The sequence below is a fragment of the Trueperaceae bacterium genome (assembly GCA_002707365.1).
Classification (GTDB): Bacteria; Deinococcota; Deinococci; order Deinococcales; family Trueperaceae; genus UBA6957.
The window spans coordinates 59,691-77,197 of sequence record PAMQ01000004.1; the positions used below are offsets into that span (position 1 = coordinate 59,691).

13 protein-coding genes are annotated in these 17,507 nt (G+C 47.4%); 10 read left to right on the plus strand and 3 right to left on the minus strand.

The features are described from left to right. Positions 1-107: 107 nt before the first annotated feature. The 4 genes from CMO31_01355 to CMO31_01370 are packed head-to-tail and all read left to right on the plus strand — an operon-like array spanning position 108 to position 6,431. Positions 108-1,838: a hypothetical protein gene (locus tag CMO31_01355; GenBank protein ID MAZ52645.1), complete on the plus strand. Its 1,731-nt coding sequence runs from the start codon at positions 108-110 to the stop codon at positions 1,836-1,838. Positions 1,839-1,845: 7 nt separating this feature from the next. Next, positions 1,846-3,822, plus strand: a complete 1,977-nt coding sequence (locus CMO31_01360) for a hypothetical protein (GenBank protein ID MAZ52646.1) — start codon at positions 1,846-1,848, stop codon at positions 3,820-3,822. Beyond that, positions 3,822-5,594 (plus strand): oxidase, encoded by a 1,773-nt coding sequence (locus CMO31_01365; GenBank protein ID MAZ52647.1) that lies wholly within the window; start codon positions 3,822-3,824, stop codon positions 5,592-5,594. The genes CMO31_01360 and CMO31_01365 overlap by 1 nt, the downstream gene beginning before the upstream one ends. Before the next feature lie 15 nt (positions 5,595-5,609). Continuing rightward, entirely contained in the window at positions 5,610-6,431 is an 822-nt protein-coding gene (locus CMO31_01370; protein MAZ52648.1) for a short chain dehydrogenase, read from the plus strand. Positions 6,432-6,635: 204 nt separating this feature from the next. Here the strand turns inward: CMO31_01370 and CMO31_01375 are convergent, their stop codons facing one another. Further along, positions 6,636-7,673 (minus strand): hydroxyacid dehydrogenase, encoded by a 1,038-nt coding sequence (locus CMO31_01375; protein MAZ52649.1) that lies wholly within the window; start codon positions 7,671-7,673, stop codon positions 6,636-6,638. Positions 7,674-7,976: 303 nt separating this feature from the next. Here CMO31_01375 and CMO31_01380 point away from each other — a divergent pair, with 303 nt between their 5' ends. The 5 genes from CMO31_01380 (at position 7,977) to CMO31_01400 (ending at position 14,601) form a co-directional block, all read left to right on the plus strand. Further along, positions 7,977-9,950 carry a hypothetical protein gene (locus CMO31_01380; GenBank protein ID MAZ52650.1) on the plus strand — a complete coding sequence of 658 codons (1,974 nt, stop codon included), beginning with the start codon at positions 7,977-7,979 and terminating at the stop codon, positions 9,948-9,950. Positions 9,951-10,112: 162 nt separating this feature from the next. Beyond that, complete coding sequence (locus CMO31_01385) at positions 10,113-11,105, plus strand: ABC transporter permease (GenBank protein ID MAZ52651.1); 993 nt, start codon at positions 10,113-10,115, stop codon at positions 11,103-11,105. A 9-nt stretch (positions 11,106-11,114) separates the two neighbouring features. Beyond that, entirely contained in the window at positions 11,115-12,251 is a 1,137-nt protein-coding gene (locus tag CMO31_01390) for a peptide ABC transporter permease (protein ID MAZ52652.1), read from the plus strand. A 253-nt stretch (positions 12,252-12,504) separates the two neighbouring features. Then, positions 12,505-13,416 (plus strand): hypothetical protein, encoded by a 912-nt coding sequence (locus CMO31_01395; protein ID MAZ52653.1) that lies wholly within the window; start codon positions 12,505-12,507, stop codon positions 13,414-13,416. A gap of 693 nt (positions 13,417-14,109) precedes the next feature. Continuing rightward, positions 14,110-14,601 (plus strand): hypothetical protein, encoded by a 492-nt coding sequence (locus CMO31_01400; protein ID MAZ52654.1) that lies wholly within the window; start codon positions 14,110-14,112, stop codon positions 14,599-14,601. Between the two features lie 303 nt (positions 14,602-14,904). On the opposite strand, the gene CMO31_01405 is transcribed toward CMO31_01400, so the two are convergent. Together CMO31_01405 and CMO31_01410 are read right to left on the minus strand one after the other, a co-directional pair. Next, complete coding sequence (locus CMO31_01405) at positions 14,905-15,135, minus strand: cold-shock protein (GenBank protein MAZ52655.1); 231 nt, start codon at positions 15,133-15,135, stop codon at positions 14,905-14,907. A gap of 151 nt (positions 15,136-15,286) precedes the next feature. Then, a complete protein-coding gene (locus tag CMO31_01410) occupies positions 15,287-16,351 on the minus strand; it encodes a fatty acid desaturase (GenBank protein ID MAZ52656.1) in 1,065 nt (354 codons plus the stop codon). A 246-nt stretch (positions 16,352-16,597) separates the two neighbouring features. On the opposite strand from CMO31_01410, the gene CMO31_01415 reads away from it, so the two are divergent. Continuing rightward, on the plus strand, positions 16,598-17,413 hold the full coding sequence (locus tag CMO31_01415; protein MAZ52657.1) for a hypothetical protein: 816 nt from the start codon (positions 16,598-16,600) through the stop codon (positions 17,411-17,413). Positions 17,414-17,507 lie beyond the last annotated feature (94 nt).

A 17,507-nucleotide genomic window follows, 5' to 3' on the forward strand; every position in this document is an offset into this window, starting at 1 on the left:
GGGTTATAATTAAGGGCTTTAGGAGGGTGATTTACGGGGTTCAGTTTTAGCCGGCGAGTTTCGTCCCAGCGAGATTCCAGGCCACCTTCGGTGCCCGGACATCTGATATGAGTAAAGTAGTAGATTTCTTGCAGGGGAAGACCTTGCTGATTACTGGTTCCACCGGGTTCCTTGCTAAGGGGTTGGTGGAAAAGATCCTTCGTGTAGTCCCAGATGTTGAGCGCATTTATTTGCTTATCCGATCTAGAGGTGGGGAAAACGGGGGACCTGTCTTAACTCCTACTTCTCGACTTGAACGAGAGATTCTTAGATCTAGTGTTTTTGGAAAGTTGCGAGAGATACACGGTGATAGCTTCGAAACTTTTGCGAGAGAGCGTTTGGTTGCTATTGACGGAGATCTCACGAAGGACGGGTTAGGGCTTGATCCGCAAGAGTTGGCTCGACTTTCCAGCGAGGTGCAGATTGTCATTAATAGCGCAGCTACTGTTGTTTTCGATGAGCAAATAGACGAAGCGATTAACTTGAACACCTTGGGACCACAGCGGCTACTCAAAGTGGCAAAGACTTTTGAGAAGCAACCACTGTTTGTGCATGTTTCTACCGCATATGTTAGTGGCCAACAGCGCGAGCCATTAAAGGAAAAGCCTCTACCTACTGACCGGACTTTGGCCCAAATAATGGGTAGGGGTCTGAATAAGCCGTTCAACCCAGAGATGGCTGTTGAAAGAATGCTGGGTGTGTGCCGGGATATTGAAAGAGATTCAAGGAAACTGTTTCGAATGAAGAGATTCCAACGAAAGGCTGCTCGCAGTAGAGGTGGTAGTCAAGGTGGGAATGGAGACATAGCTTCGGCTGAAAAACTTCGTTTCAAGTGGCTGCGGGAGCAATTGGTCAGTTATGGAATGCGCTGTGCCAGGCAAATGGGTTGGCACGATAGTTATACTTTGACTAAAGCGCTTGGCGAACAATTAATTTCTTTAACTAAAGGAGATCTACCAACGGTTATCATTCGCCCATCGATTATTGAGAGTAGCTTGTCAGAACCTGAGCCCGGATGGTTGGATGGCCTCAAGGTGGCAGACGGTATTATCGCGCCATTCAGCAAGGGCAGATTACCGGATTTTCCAGGTAATCCCAAAACCACTATCGATCTTATCCCAGTTGATTTTGTTGTCAACGCTATCCTGGCATCTATCCCACAAATAGCAGCCCAGGGTGGAATCAATTTCTATCATGTTAGTAGTGGGATTAAAAATCCTATACGACTCAGGGAATTGGTCGATCTGTGCCACGATTATTTTAAGCGGTTTCCCATGCGGGGACGTAAAGGAGAGCCTATTCGCACGGGACGTTGGACTTATCCTTCTCCTTGGCTGTTTCGCCGCTGGATATTCATGCGGTACCAATTTCCACTCAGTAGCTTGCAGTGGCTTTTGGAAAGATTCCCAACGTTACCTGGCGCAAAGCGTTTAAAGCGTCGCGTGACTTTACTAAGAACGATTTATGACCGTGCTATTTACTACTGTAGTATCTACAGCACGTATACCCGCTTCAATTTTGAGTTTAAAACTGATAATACGACTGCGCTTTTCCGATCACTTTCATGCGAAGATCAAGGAATGTTTGGTTTTGATGTGAAACGCATTAATTGGCCCAAATACATCCAGGAGGTTCACATACCTGGGCTCAAAAAACATGTTTTACAAACGAGAAGCGAAAGTATAGCTGACAACCAGGCATTTCAAGAAGGGAAAATAGATAACATCTCGGGTGCTATTGCGGGGTCCGCCATCGATCAAAGGGCTGTTGCTGATAATGTACCCACGCGAGGAGGTTGAGCAGTAGATGGCTGTTGAAGATACCCCTGGCCGAATCCCTCTTGTAAAAGACGGCGCGGTAGGTACAGAGGCAACACAATCAACTGAACAACTCCCAATTGGTTACGATGCCGTAGCCCAAGTGATAATTGATGAATTAGGTAGTGCTGGTTGTTTTCAAGGGTGGGATGCTGAGGAGTTGGTTTGGCCCACTGCTACTCAATCTACCGATCATGTTAAGGATCTCGAACGGCGTGTGGAACTGGTCGTAGCTATACAACGTGGGGTCCCTTCACTCCGTGATCGGCGCCTAAATGAAGCTTACGGGGACTTCCTAAATGCTGAAGGTGTTTATCATCAAGGAACCCTTATCTATCTACAACTCAAGAGATTATTTGTAGAGAGAGATTTGGGCGATGAAGAAGAATTCCTTGGTCTTTATCAAAGTATTTTGATTGACACCCTTGCCAATAGGGAGCCCGGTGGTGAAGCGTTTGGTGAGGGTGTTATTCATAAATTGGGGTTAGCACGAGTGCCCTTAGAGCACGCCCAGCAGGCTGCTTTAACACTACCGGGCGTTATTCTTGATGACCCACGTTGGTCGGAAGCCTTTTTAATTGTTGTTGACGGAGTGGAAGTTGAGCTTCCGCTTCAATCAGGACTCTTTGAAGTTGCTCGTCGTACCCTAGATTACTTAGCTGCTGGTGACCTCCTAAGTACCCGCTACAACGTGTACAGTAACTTTGCTTGGCTTGGAAGTTCAGTCTGGCGCGTGATGGTCGAGGGAGACCTCTTACAGAGGAAGCTCAGCGGTATCGACGGTGCTAGTCAAAAATCCTTGCAACGGCTTAGTCAGGATATCCATCTTTGCGAGGAGATGTTGTTTAAGTTTTACAAGGCCCATCGGGAAGACCCAGGTCGAATCAAACCTAAAGATTACTGGTACGGTCAACCGTATAGCTACCTCACCAGAGACATGATCGATGTTGCCGTTAATGTTGTGGATCGTTGCAAGGATTTGGTGGCTGGCTTACCAGGGTGTGGATTAGTAGCTCCAGAATTGCCAGAGTTGCTCAAGGGTGATATCGACCGAGGTAGCTTCTTAGAGCACTCTTCCTCTGGTCGAGAAGTAATTCTAGGTCGGTGGCATCGCTTAATAAAAATGGCGGGTTGGTTAGTTGCCTCATGGCGCATTGGTTCAGAAAAACGAAAATTAGCGCGGGCTCGAGTAAACCGCCATACTCGACTCGAACTTGGTTGGCGCCAATGGCTCGGCTGGGCTGAAGAGACTCTTCAACGATTTGGTATTGAAGTGAAGGTTACGATCGACCCAGGTTTCTACGAAATTGTGGAAAATTTAGACCTGACCCCAGGCAAGACAAAGGTTCTGTTTCTGCCTACCCATCAGAGTCTTCTCGACCACCCGGTGATGTACCAAGTCCTTAATTCGGAAGAACTCCGAGGAGCTATGGGTTGGGAGGGATCTCAGCCCTGTGTGATGTTAGCCCGGCGGAACCTTGCCGCTTCAGGGGTAAAATTAGGACCTTGGTCGATGACTATGTTTGGCGTAACTTCAGACGATTTCGATGAATTGCTTGAGGAGGTGGATGGTTACGTTACTCGCGATCTTAGTGGCGAAGCTGGTTCACCCCTGAAAAGGGTAGTAGATGCGCTCAATGAGCGTCCAGCAGTCATTTATCCGATGGCAACTACAGCCGCCTTCGGGACACAGCTGTTTCCTTTGCAACATCCCTTATTCGCCAGTCTCCCGCAAGATGTGATGATCATTCCGATTGCCTTACGTGGTATCCATTCGTTATGGCCGAAAACACCAAGGGGAAACATGAATCTTAACCCAGGAATGGTAGAGGCTGTGATCTCTCCACCTTTACTTGGCGAAACCACCCTTATGCCAAAACGGCGGTCACTGCGATTCCAACTCGAGACAGCTGCTCTTGTTCAAGCTGTTCACATTACAAGCCTATTGAATCCGGAGCCTCAGTAGTGACCCAAAGTAACCGTTCTATGGATGCAAATTACGACCCATCGCCTGGAAAGCGTAACCCACACAAGTGGGGGTATACAGATACCCGCTTTGAGTTTGATGGAGATACTACGGTTCGTTTAACGGGAGATCGGTATCCCTTGGCAGGATACGCGCTGCCGGCGTTTGTTCCATTTGTTGAAGAGATGTTAGGCATTTCGGTTCGTCGAGAAGATCTACAGGAAGAAAATTACGATACTGAGATTCCTACAGCTAATTTATCAGAAGAATTTATAACTAGTCTTCTCAAGGTGATGGACTCTAATCAAGTGTCTCAGGATGACCGAGACCGCCTGATTCATAGCCATGGGCAACTTAGTGTTGATGAGGTTTATCGGATCCTTTATCGAGACGCTCTTAAACGGGTTGTTGATCTAGTGGTTTACCCTGAGACCGACCAGGATGTACAAGCGCTTATTGAGTTGGCTGGTCAGTGGGACGTTGTTCTGATCCCCTACGGTGGTGGTACTAATGTAAGTGGTGCCTTGACAGTCCCCCGCGAGGAGCGCAGGACCGTAGTTTCTGTCGACATGAGGCAAATGGATAAGATCCTCTGGATCGATGAAGAGAATGGCCAGGCACATGTTCAAGCCGGTATTTCTGGCAAGGCATTAGAGGCGGCTCTTGGTGCCAAAGGCTACACTTCGGGACACGATCCAGATAGTGTTGAACTATCCACTTTGGGTGGCTGGATTGCTACAAACGCTAGTGGCATGAAGAAGAACCGTTACGGAAATATTGAAGACATCGTCATAGAAGCTACTTTAATTACACCAGCAGGCATTATTGAGACTCATCAAGTGACCCCGCGAAATGCAATCGGAATACAACCACGTTTACTCTTATTCGGCAACGAAGGTAATTTTGGGATTGTGACCCGAGCAGTGATTAAGATTCATCCTCTGCCTGAAGTGCAGGCGTATGGGTCACTAGTTTTTCCTACGTTTGAGCGCGGCGTTGAATTCCTTTACGAGTTACGAAGGTCTGGTGGATTGCCCGCTAGCATTCGGTTAGTGAACAACAATGAATTCCGGTTCGGCCGGGCTCTACGTGGCGAAGAGACCCTTTGGGCTAGTCTCCAGGGACGTCTCCAGAGTTTTGTTCTCTTCCAACTAAAAGGGTACGACCCAAAGAAAATGGTGGCCTGTACGATCTTAATGGAAGGCAATGCTGCAGAGGTAAAACAGCAACGGAGGACAATCTTTCCACTAGCACGTCGTTTTGGTGGTCTCAGCGGAGGCTCTAGTGGAGGTAAACGTGGATACATGCTTACATTCGGTATTGCTTACATTCGCGATTTTTTTAGTCAGTTTCAGATTTTAGGGGAAACTTTCGAAACGTCGGTTCCTTGGAACCGCATTCATGATGTCACTAGATCAGTAAAAGAGGAGCTGGGTAAACAGGCGCTAGAGCACGGTATTAGAGGACGCCCTTACTTAGCTTATCGTGTTACCCAGACGTACCACACAGGCGTCTGCATCTACTTTACTATGGGGTTTAGTGGAGTCGGTTTACAGGATCCCGATAAGGTGTATCACCAGGTCGAGCAGCGCCTCCGTCAAGTAATTCTTGATAACGGAGGTTCCCTTTCTCATCATCATGGCGTTGGTAAGATACGGCAGAAGTTCTTGCCACAGATTCAGACAGAAGGTAGTACCGCAGTGCTTCGTCAGGTAAAGAATGCCGTTGATCCAAAGAATATCTTTGCTGTTCGTAATGGCACCTTCGACTAAGGTGCGTTCGGAGACTTGACGAGAGTGACGAGAGTTTCTGGTAAGACAGTAGTCATAACTGGTGCTTCGTCGGGCTTAGGCGCGGTTTTGGCACACGAGTTTGCTGTCGCTGGAGCTAAGCTAGTGCTTTTTGCCCGTCGTGAAGAGGAACTGCTGGTAACGGCAGACGCTTGTGAGGCTGTAGGAGCTGAGGTGCTGATCGTGCCCGGTGACGTCGTTAAACCCCATGATTGCGCAACTCTAGTCGAACGCACCGTAGATCATTTTGGCTCTATTGATTACCTTATTGCCAATGCGGGTTTGAGCATGTGGGCTCGTTTCGATGAGATAACTAACCCCGGTCTTTTCTGGGAACTTATCGAGACAAACTATTTAGGTGTGGTCCACTGTCTAATGCCAGCACTACCTCACTTAGTTCGTAATAAGGGGATGATTGTAGCGATCTCCTCAATCCAGGGTGAGATTGGTGTCCCACTTCACAGTGGTTACGTTGCCTCTAAGCATGCTGTTCAAGGACTCCTCAAAACCCTACAAATGGAGCTTGAAGACACAGGTGTTGATATTCTTACGGTACTCCCACACTGGCTGAGGGGGACGGATCTTCGCCATAAGGCCTTAGGTGCTGACGGTCTACCAATTGGTAATAGTTCACGTAGTTACAGTCGCGAGTCGATTTCGCTCCAAGTTTGTAGCAAAGCCATTCTGCAGGCAGTTGCCCAGCGGAGGAGAAAACTAGTAATCCCTTGGAAATTAAGGTTACTACCGTGGTTAGAACAGATCCATCCGAAGCTTGTTGAATATATTGTCGGCCGAGCAATCAAGAAACAGCACGATTAGTATAGGTCGTTCGGGTTTTTATTCACCAAAATTTCCAATTATGTGGTGTTTGCGAATACCGGCCGAAGAAGTTACCCCATGTATCTTACGTAACTTAAAGCGAAAGAATGGGGCGAGAGCTAAGACCATTCTTTCGCGCAGTGCATTCCGATGAGGCTTAATTAATCATTAGCAGTGTAGCAAGTTTGTAGTAATCACTGGAGCCTAGGAAGCTTTGCCTCTTAACTGGATCAATTCCGGTTCGGCAACCTGTAATTGCGTTGGGGGTAATCCACGAGCCATGAGTTCAAGGTCGTCCACCACCATCCTTCCGATAGCCCGGCGTTCAAGGCGGATTGAAGCTGCCCTATGGGCAGAAAGGATTACACCTGGCACCTTTCGGATTGGATGGTCCGCTGGAAAGTGGGGTTCTTCAGGGAAGACATCGATCGCAGCCTGGAAGCAGCCTTCTTGAAGTAACTCGGTAAGGGCATCGAAATCTACCAGGTGCGAGCGGCTAATTAATAAGAGGAGGGCGTTTCGTTGTAACAAGCGAAGCTTCTCACGTGATAACAAACCTCGATTAGTGGGTGTTGGTACGGCCAGTACAAATACCACTCGACTTTCCGAGAGAACCTCGTCAAGACTAGCTGGTATGCAGCCAAGCTTAGTTACGGCAGTATCAGGAAGCCACGGGTCGAAGGCGCGCACACAAACGCCAAAGGGCTGCAACAAAGGTAATAGGTTTCGTGCGAGTGAACCAAACCCGACGAATCCCACGTCCTTGCCATAAAGACTGAAGTCCCTCTCAGGCAGGTCACTCTGCCACACTTCGTTGCCTTGTCGAAACGCTTCGTGTTCAGTGACCAAGCCTCGTCCACCTGCTATTGCCATACCAAGAGCCATCTCAGCGACCTGTGGGCCGAAGGCGGGCGCGCAACTAAGGACACGTATTCCACGCTTAAAGCACTCGGCATAGTCGATGCCTCCAGGGAATCCCCCGGATACCTCTATGAGCGCCCGGAGTTTCGGGGCTCTGGCCAGCCTTTCAGAGTTCATTCCGCCTGAGTACGGAGCGTGACGAGTGCTCACATAAGCCCAAGTGTCCGGTAGAAGGATGTCGAACTTATCTTCTGGAAGAGGTTCATCACGACCCCACGCTATGTGACTGAATGAAGCAAGACGCTTAAGGTCTATCGGGTCGAAAATCTCATCTATGGTACGGAAATGAGGGGATAGCAAGACAGTTGGTTTTTTAGACATGACACCTCCATGGCATATATTTTATAGTGCTACGTGCTATTGCCAAACCTACAGTTATTGCAATCTTATAATTTAGTTCATTCGGTGTACGATTAAGAGCCTCACGATCGTGTCGGCTTAGACCTTCACATTTGACTGTCCCCACAGGATCAAGTATCCTTCCACAACAGACTTAATAAACCCGTCATGGAGAGTGCGATCGGTGGGAGAACGACGTTTCTCTTATTCATTGGGTATTATGAGCTGGTTAGTGAGTAAGATGTTTGATTTTTTAGTAAGTCCAAATTTGGGGAGGTATTACAGGTGAGAAAAGTTTTGCAAGGTGCCGCGGCATTAGTTGTCGTTGGTTTGCTTGGTACGACTGCTTGGGCGCAGTATTCGGAAGCGCCGGAGTTAGCTGCGAAGGTTGCTGCAGGTGAGCTTCCTCCAGTAGCTGAGCGACTACCAAACAATCCAGCGGTATTGATGCCACTCGAAGAGAACGGTCAGTACAATGACATTATTTACGTTTTTGTGCCTGATGACTCACCGTGGAACACGCTGCAGGAAGAGACCGAGCGTGTCAGTAACCTAGGTTACGTAGATAGAGACCAAGTAACTCACCCTCATTTGGCCGAGAGTTTTGATGTTGCCGATGACTACCGGAGCATTACCATCACCACGCGTGAAGGTGCGAAGTGGTCTGATGGGGATCCGTTCGATGCTAACGACATCCTGTATGCCATGAATAACTGGCACTTTGACACTCGAGTTGGTGGAGGATCACCATTCTGGCTCAGTGCTGCTCGTCGGGCAATCAAGATAGATGATCACACTGTGCGTCTTGAGTCGGATGATCCTTTCCCGCAATGGATCTTCACCATGGGTGAACCAGCTGGTGGTGACTGGCACGCGTACTTGCCTTCCCACTACATGCAGCAATTCCATATTGACTTCAACCCTGATGCTGACGCGTTAGCTGAAGAGCTAGGCTTTGCAGGATGGGCAGAAGCTCACCAATCAAACGATTGGGAGTACCAGAATGGTTTTGTTCACCTAATTGAGGATGGACCAGTTTCTGGACCGCGCCCAGTGATGCAGCCGTGGGGACTTGTTGAGGTTACAGACTCCACTAAGGTTCACGAGCGTAACCCGTACTTCTGGAAAGTTGATGAACTCGGTCAGCAGTTACCGTACATCGGCCGTATTGTTGCCGGTATAGCTGATCCCGAGACCATTAAGCTTAAGATCATTGCTGGTGAAGTTGACTTGGAGTGGAACCCCCAAGTAGCTTCAGTTTCCGATTACGCTCTGTTCAAGCAGAACGAGGAAGCTGGCGGCTATACGGTGCAAGAGATTTACCAGCAAGGCCGGTCTGAGCTGTCCTATGCGGTCAACCAGACTATTGATGATCCGTTCAAACGCAAAATGTTCCAAGATGTTCGTTTCCGCAACGCTTTGTCACTCGCAATTGACGCTGAAGAGATCAACCAAGCCGTGTTCTTTGGTCTTGGTCAACCACTTAACTTCGCGGTTTTAGACACCACATTCCAAATGGAAAAGTGGAACAACAACCCGCTGGACGCCTACGATCCTGAGCAAGCCGCAGCTCTACTAGATGCTGTTGGTCTTGCAGAAAGAAACAGTGACGGTTGGCGGTTAGGTCCTGATGGCGAACCCTTTACACTTACTGTTGAAGGACGTCTCGTTGGTGAGGGAGTACCCCCACCCGAAAGTGTCGAGCTCCTGAAGGAGTACTGGGACGAAGCAGGTATCTCCACCACGATCAATCTCACAGAGGGTGCCCTTTGGAGTGAACGGCGTAATGCCAACCTGATTGAAGTCAACACTCTAGGCTTCGGTCTTGGTTCCGAAGGACGTCAGCACGGGATTGCTCGGGAAGCGTTCGCGCACGGTAGTCACGACATGAACTGGGCTACCAACTGGGGCGACTGGTTACTTGCCGACGTTGCGATTAAAGAAGGTAGAGCCTCTGCTGATGATTATGTAGATGGCCAGCTTCCTGGTGAAGAGCCCCCGCAATGGGCCAAAGACTTGTTCGACTGGGCTGAATTGCGCTACAAGTCTGAGCGTGGTTCTCCTCAGTACAAACTAGTTTCCCAACAGATCTTCGACCTGCACTATGAGAACAACCTCATTAGTGGGGTAGTTGGTCAATTACCAGCCCTGGTAATTGCCAAGAAGAACTTGGTTAATGTGCCGACCGGATTTTTTGGCACCGCCATTTGGTTCGGCGATCTGACTCTCGAAGCTGATCAACTGTTCTTCCGGGAATAAGATTAGACGAAAGAGCTAAAGCAAGATAGTTAAGTCTGTGGGTGGAAATCTTTCCACCCCCAGTTTCTATTGGTCAGCTACTGGTCTTGTTGTGTTCGTGAGCTAACTTGCCATGTGAATGCTGTAATTAGGGTATTTTGTTGAGCAGGTGCAGGTGATCTTTTGATTAGTTACATAATTCGCCGCTTAGTTTATATGGCTGTTTTGCTGGTCATGCTTTCTTTTGTTAGCTTTTTGATCATTCAGTTGCCTCCTGGTGACTACTTAACTACGTACCTGCAGCAACTCGAAGCACGGAGGATCGTAGTTACAGAGGATATGAGGCAACAGCTTGTCGACCGTTATGGTCTTGGTGATCCCTTTATTATTCAGTATGTTAATTGGGCTAAGGGTCTCTTAGTAGGAGATTTTGGCGAGTCTTTCTTGATGGACAGGCCTGTCGCCTCAGTAGTGGGTACGCGCTTGGCCTTATCAGTTACGATATCGCTCTCTACTTTGTTTCTGGTTTATCTCATAGCCATCCCTATAGGTATTTACTCCGCTACTCACCAGAACTCTATCGGGGACTATATAGTTACCGTTCTAGGCTTTCTCGGGCTAGCCACACCCAATTTCTTATTGGCGTTGATCCTGATGTTCCTCGCTTTGAACTTCTTTGGTTGGAGCCCCGGCGGGTTGTTCTCGCGGGAATACATAGCTGCTGATTGGAGTTGGGGTAAGGTCGTTGACCTTATGAAACACCTACCAGTTCCTCTTATCGTGATTGGTACCGCTGGGACAGCTGAGATCATTCGTATTCTTCGCGGGTCGCTCCTCGATGAGCTTAATAAACAATACGTTGTAACTGCTCGCACCAAGGGTCTGGATGAAAGGCGACTTTTAATTAGGTATCCAGTCAGAGTGGCGTTAAATCCAATCATGAGTACCGTCGGTTACCTACTCCCAGCAATAGTGTCGGGAGCTGCTCTAACAGCTATCGTGCTGAGCCTACCCACAATAGGCCCGTTGTTACTCCAGGCATTAAAGGCTCAGGACATGTATCTAGCTGGTGCCATTATCATGCTGCTAAGTGCTCTCGGTCTAGTTGGAACTCTTATTTCCGATATGCTCCTGGTGATCCTTGACCCGAGGATTCGATTCGAAGTGCAGGGATGAGAATGCTTAATGACTAGTAACGCTAACGAAGCCAACTCGATTCCCAGCCTTAAAGAAACCGAAGCAGAAGAACGTTACTACATGGCTTCCAGCTGGGCATTAATGCGCCGCCGATTTTCGAAGCACAAGTTGGCGGTATTCGGCGTGGTTGTCCTCTCGATCGCCTACGTGTTAGCTATTTTTGCGGGTTTCTTTTCTACGGCTGATCCTGCTTACCGGCATAAGAAACACTTGTTCGCGCCACCTACGGCAATTCGAATCATTCATGACGGTAAACTTCATCGACCCTTCGTGTATGGCCTGAAAAGTTCAAGGCATCCGGTGACACGTGCAAATATGTTCGAGCTGGATAAAGAACAGATCCATCCATTGAAGGTTTTTGTGACGGGTTACGAATACAGTGTTCTTGGTTTGTTTTCAAGTCGAATTCATCTTTTGGGTGTGGAGGATCCTGGGGTTATTTTCTTGTTTGGAACTGAGAGTCTTGGCCGCGATATGTTCTCGCGAGTTCTTCACGGCGCTAGAGTTTCTCTATCCATTGGTCTTGTAGGTGTTTTTCTCAGCTTTATCCTTGGTTCTCTCCTAGGCGGTTTATCAGGTTATTTTGGTGGCTGGGTCGATATGTTTTTGCAGCGCGTGATTGAATTCTTACAATCGATACCAACCCTCCCGCTTTGGATGGGACTTGCTGCTGCTGTTCCCATTACTTGGCCACAGACGCGAACCTATTTCATGATCACCATTATCCTATCAATCCTGGGTTGGACTGGCCTGGCACGGGTCGTTCGAGGAAAACTACTGCAACTTCGTAACGAGGATTACGTTATGGCGGCCCAAGTGTATGGAGCTTCAGATATCCGCATAATTACGCGGCACTTGCTTCCAGGGTTCATGAGTTATCTCATTGTTCATCTAACGTTAGCTATTCCTTACATGATCCTTGGTGAAACAGCACTATCGTTTCTAGGTATTGGCTTGCGGCCCCCGGCCGTTACTTGGGGAGTGATGTTGCAGCAGGCTCAGAACGTACGTACTGTGGTAATGAGCCCATGGCTTCTTTTGCCAGGTTTATGTGTCGTGATCGTGGTGCTTTGCTTTAATTTCGTAGGTGACGGTCTTCGTGACGCCGCCGATCCATACAAGTAACTAAAATAGTTGATCTGTGGGAAATTCATAGAGAACCTCTTACGAAATTAATCTTCCGACGGTATTAGAATTCGTTAAGACAGCTTCTTGGCGTAAGGCTAAAGAGTAGCCAAAAGCTCTCGGATGCAAATAGTGGGCCAAATGTGAGATAATCACGCATGATTAAATGCAATTGTTTCACCCGAAGGACGAGAGCATGTCCAAACCCCCCAAATATGTCCAGGAGTAATGGACTAGCCGGTGCAATACGATGATGGAAGGTGGATCAGGTGCTCTACTAGTTATAGCTGGAGCTGCAATCCTTTTCTTCATCATCCTTTTGAATATAGTGCCAGTTGGATTATGGATTTCAGCATTAGCTGCCGGTGTGCGCGTAAGTCTCACCAGCATGGTTGCTATGCGTCTTCGGCGAGTACCCCCACGCGTCATTGTTCTCCCGATGATTAAAGCTGATAAGGCGGGCATAGATGTAGAGCAGAACCAACTTGAGGATCATTACCTTGCTGGCGGGAACGTTGACCGTGTTGTTGATGCTCGAATCGCGGCCGACAAAGCCAATCTGAACCTAACTTATGACCAGGCGGCTGCAATTGATCTCGCAGGACGCGAAGTACTCGATGCTGTTCAGGTGTCAGTAAACCCTCGCGTGATTCAGACCCCAAATATCTCTGCTGTAGCAAAAGATGGCATTGAGCTTATCAGTACCGCCCGCGTAACCGTCAGGGCTAGCCTTGAACGTCTAGTGGGGGGCGCTGGTGAGGAAACCATCATTGCTCGTGTGGGTGAAGGTATTGTATCTTCTATTGGTTCTGCAGACAGTCACAAGGAAGTCCTAGAGAATCCCGACTCGATTTCTAAAACGGTTCTTGCCAAAGGCTTGGACAGTGGGACAGCGTTTAATATTCTGTCGATAGACATTGCAGACGTGAACGTTGGTCGTAATATAGGCGCAACGCTACAGACGGACCAAGCAGAAGCAGACAAGAAAGTAGCCCAAGCAAAGGCTGAAGAGCGACGAGCAATGGCAGAGGCGCGAGAGCAGGAAATGAGAGCCCAGGTTGAAGCTATGCGCGCCAAAGTGGTTGAAGCTGAAGCTGAAGTCCCGAAAGCCCTCGCTCAATCATTCCGTAACGGTAACTTCCACCAAACGAGTAAAACTTCTTAACGGGTCATTAGGGATCTCTCGGCAGACCGTGACACCGTTATCTTGGCTTGCCCAATAATTGACTTCTCTAATAGGAGTATGGCTATACAAAATGGGGTACGTCCTGGTAACAGTTTAAATAGTAATTATTCACTTAGAATACGTGCAATTAAAGGCTGATCTTTGCATGGTGTTTAGCGAAGTAAAAACATCGAGTTACGATTTTACCTGTAGGTAAACATAAAAATGGGTCCCGCTGAACACGAAGTTCATTCCGGGACCCTGCGACGAAAGTCGCTTGGCTCGCGCGAGCTAACTATAAGCCAATAACTCAGCATAGTGATCGCAGGTATTTGGGTACGAGAAAAACTTCTCATTATTGGTTGAGTAGAGCTAGATCAACAACATGAATACTTTTGATCTAAAGCGGACCTTAATAAATTTGGTTGGTCGTAACCAAAATGTAGAAGAAAAAACTTAAATCAGTTGTTGCGAGAGGCAGACTACATTGCGTACTAAAGTTTGCTTTTAATGACCTGAAGATTTTGATTGAGATGTGATTCGGTCTGGTAGTTCGGTATGCCAGTCTAATTCCGTAAAGATTATTAGCCCAGACAGATTTAGAACTAGTGGGGTCACTTTAGGTTTCAGGTGCTGGTTGTTTTATACAGCAACTATCGGACTATCCAGTTATGAGTGATAATAAGAAAGATCGTGATCAGATATCTCTTTTTCATTCTCATTTCTACTCTAGCGTGGTGGCTTTTCCGAAGATTATTGCAGGAGTTGCGAAAAGGACCAAGAAACCAACAATATTTCGAGGGCCTTACCAGCGTGTGCTATAGGGTTTCAGAAATCATTACTAATGCAGTTGAAGGTTTGATAAATGAAGATTTCAAAATAGTGTTTGTACGTTTTGAGAAGGAAGTAAGTCAACTCGAAGAAACCTTTATCGCAATCGGTGATCAAGGTGATTCTTGGCGAGACCTTAAGAAACAGGTTGAAGAAGATCTTGATGCTATTCGGGATAAGCTGTTTGCGTATCGCGAGATTTTCACTAAACAGCAAGTAGCTAAAGAGCGTAACGATGTTGATGAGGTACGCGAGTTAACCGTGCACCTAGATAGGGAACTAGATTTACTTCGGCAGGCAGCATTAATGTGGTTAACTCGTCTCGATGAGACATCAAAGCGACTCAACAACTAAAGGTTGGTGGGGCAGAGATGCTTAGCGATGGCTAGATTTACGTCTCTATAACCGAGATATTCATTGAACCGTCAAATGGCAGAGAGTGTTTGTCAATATACCTGCAATTAATAAACCCTGTAACATTGCCAAAAATCATAGGTATAAGAAAGGCGCGGGAGCCCGCGTTCTCTTCCAGTCTTAGTGGGATCCCACTAAGACTGGAAGAGAACCCATAAATACCTATTAACCATCGGGCCGACCCCAGGAAATCAAATCCAAGGGTCCTCTATGAATTGCGTAATCTAAAGTTGGTCTTTAGTTTTAGTAACGTTCAGCGCGCGGGGCAGCGTTGGTAACTGTCACGTTAGCTGCTTGCAGGCCCTTTTGGCCCTGTTCAACCTCGAATTCAACCTCGTCGCCCTCGTTAAGACTTCGGAAGCCGTCACCTTGGATGGCTGAGAAGTGAACAAAGACATCCGGCTCGCCTTCACCCTGTTCTATAAAACCAAAACCTTTTTCGTCACTAAACCATTTTACTTTTCCTGTAACCATGTTTTACACGTTTCCTCACCGTCGGACGAGAGTCCGACATCAGACTTTTCGGGCGAATGCCCGAGTTTCGAAAAGTTCCTCGAAATTTTTTCGGAACCAGGCGACTATACTTTAAATGTTCCCTAAAACACAAGTTTTAGTGCAGGAGTTACTATTTTGGGGCTAAGTTGTTCGTTGGTCTTGAGCTACGGCGTAGGGGTGCGCTGACTCGGTGATAGGACGATAGAATTTCCCTATAAGAACCAAGAATGCTTGTCGAATAGTAGGAAATATTATTCTCCTGGCAGAAAGTCATGACAACTTCACGAGCCTGTTTTAGCCGATTACGGGCTAAGCCGGGAAACAGATGGTGCTCAATTTGATAATTGAGACCTCCATACCAGTAATCCGTCAGTGGGTGTGGGTGGATATTACGAGCAGTAAGTACCTGCAGGTGCAGGAAATCAGGTTCTTCTTTTTGGCTGACTACTGGCATTCCCTTATGATTGGGAGCAAAAACTGAACCCATGTAAAACCCAAATAGAGCTTGTTGAATTACGATGAACAACAGTCCCTTAGCTGCCCCCAGCGCAAAGAAAATCACTCCTGTAAACCAAACTAAATTCAGCAATATGAGAACTATTTCTAATGCCCGATATCGTGACCTATGCCGCATCACGAAAAGTAGACTACCAATCCGAAGGCTGAGTCCCTCGAAAAGGAGTAGCGGGAATAGGAAAATGGCCTGGTAGCGAACCATAAAGCGGTTAAAACCACGTTTTGCGAGGGCATCTTCTTCGGTGAACGCCATAATGACCATGCCGATGTCGGGGTCAAGATCACTATGGTTCGGGTTAGCGTGGTGGCGGTTATGTTTTCTGACCCACCACCCTTGACTCATGCCCAGCAATAAATTTGCATGTAGCATGCCTACGAGGTCGTTAGTAGCTGGTGAACCGTAAGCCTGGCGGTGGCCAGTGTCATGAGCTACAAACCCTATTTGCCCAAAGACGAATGCCATAAATGCTGCGTTGGCAACTTGAAGCCAAATGTTATCCGAGATCAAAAGAACAGTTAAACTTAGGAGGAGAAGTGCAAGGTTACTAAGTATTCGCACAGTTAAGAAACCAGGTTGTTTCTTAAGGAGTCCAAGCCGTTGCACTCTACTTTTGAGTTGTGAGTAGCTGCCATCACGAAAGTTTTCTCCGGTGAGTTGTTTAGTAGTCGTGACCTCGATGGCTTACCCCGTTCCTGTTTCTTAATATTCAGTTCCAATCGAAGGGTAACATGATCAGCTTTACCGCCAGTATTATTTTTGGATAGAGGCTAAGGAGAACTTATAGAAATCAGGATTTAGAACTCGTTTGACTATTCAGTTATCCGTAACATCTGGGGCCCGTTAAATGATCTCTATCTACGCCATCTGCCACGTAAACGGAACACCCCCTTGGCATTGTTGTTGCAAAGGAGGTATCCTTCTTGAATGCCGAAGACGAAAAAATCTGGTCAGGATAAAGCCTTTCTCAGATCGGGCAGATTTGAGTTTGATCTGACGCGCCAGTGCCTTCGTAGTGGTGCAGTGCAGCTCCCGGGAAGTATGTTAGGTCTTTTCGAGTCCGGTGAAGTAGTTTTGCGAGACTCGACTAACAAGAAGACTCATGCTCTCAATTTCTCGCCACCACGTCTTTTGGGTGGGCTAGAAGAATTTTTCGCGGAACACTCTCTTGAGCCGAATGACAAGATTGTCCTTGTTTTGAGTGGTAAGGGCGGTGAAATTCAACCGCTTAAACGTCCTGTGAAAAAATTGCAGGAACGTGAAGTTGAAGGGGAAACTACCACTGAGATAGCTGAAACTACTTCTGAATTAATAGTTGATGGACCCGTGCAAGTGCGTGAGGTAAGGCGGCGGAAAGAGCCTGAGGTAACTAGCATCCCTTTATTTGTGGCTTCTGAAGTGTTGCCTAATGCGGGTCGTAATGAGGTAACGGAAGAGGCTCCTACTCAACATTTTGATGATATCGACGACTCAGTACAAGATGCTAATGAGCCTATCCTAGTACCGGTTGAACACAAGGAGCTATCTCCCGAACAGACTTTAGGATTCACAGAACAAATAGTGAACTTTCTTTTAGATCCGGCAACTCCCACGATTTTAAGAGTCGAAGATGTTTCTGAAACGCTTCAACTTCCTGGTGATTCGACGCTTGAAACTTTCGAGCGTTTAGCACAGGACCCAGATAGTGGATTGGTTTTTATCCGCCCTGGTGTTTATCGAATGAACCGGCCAGTCCATAGTTAGGTCGAGCAGGCCCAGGATAAATATTAAGGAACTAAAGGATAGATAAATTTTATTGACTTGATGCCACCGACCTAAAGTTTAATAGGTTGGGTAA

Coding starts and splice junctions, on each gene's coding strand:
- CMO31_01355 (MAZ52645.1), top strand. CDS start 108: ATGAGTAAAGTAGTAGATTTCTTGCAGGGGAAGACCTTGCTGATTACT.
- CMO31_01360 (MAZ52646.1), top strand. CDS start 1,846: ATGGCTGTTGAAGATACCCCTGGCCGAATCCCTCTTGTAAAAGACGGC.
- CMO31_01375 (MAZ52649.1), bottom strand. CDS start 7,673: ATGTCTAAAAAACCAACTGTCTTGCTATCCCCTCATTTCCGTACCATA.
- CMO31_01390 (MAZ52652.1), top strand. CDS start 11,115: ATGACTAGTAACGCTAACGAAGCCAACTCGATTCCCAGCCTTAAAGAA.
- CMO31_01395 (MAZ52653.1), top strand. CDS start 12,505: ATGGAAGGTGGATCAGGTGCTCTACTAGTTATAGCTGGAGCTGCAATC.
- CMO31_01405 (MAZ52655.1), bottom strand. CDS start 15,135: ATGGTTACAGGAAAAGTAAAATGGTTTAGTGACGAAAAAGGTTTTGGT.
- CMO31_01415 (MAZ52657.1), top strand. CDS start 16,598: ATGCCGAAGACGAAAAAATCTGGTCAGGATAAAGCCTTTCTCAGATCG.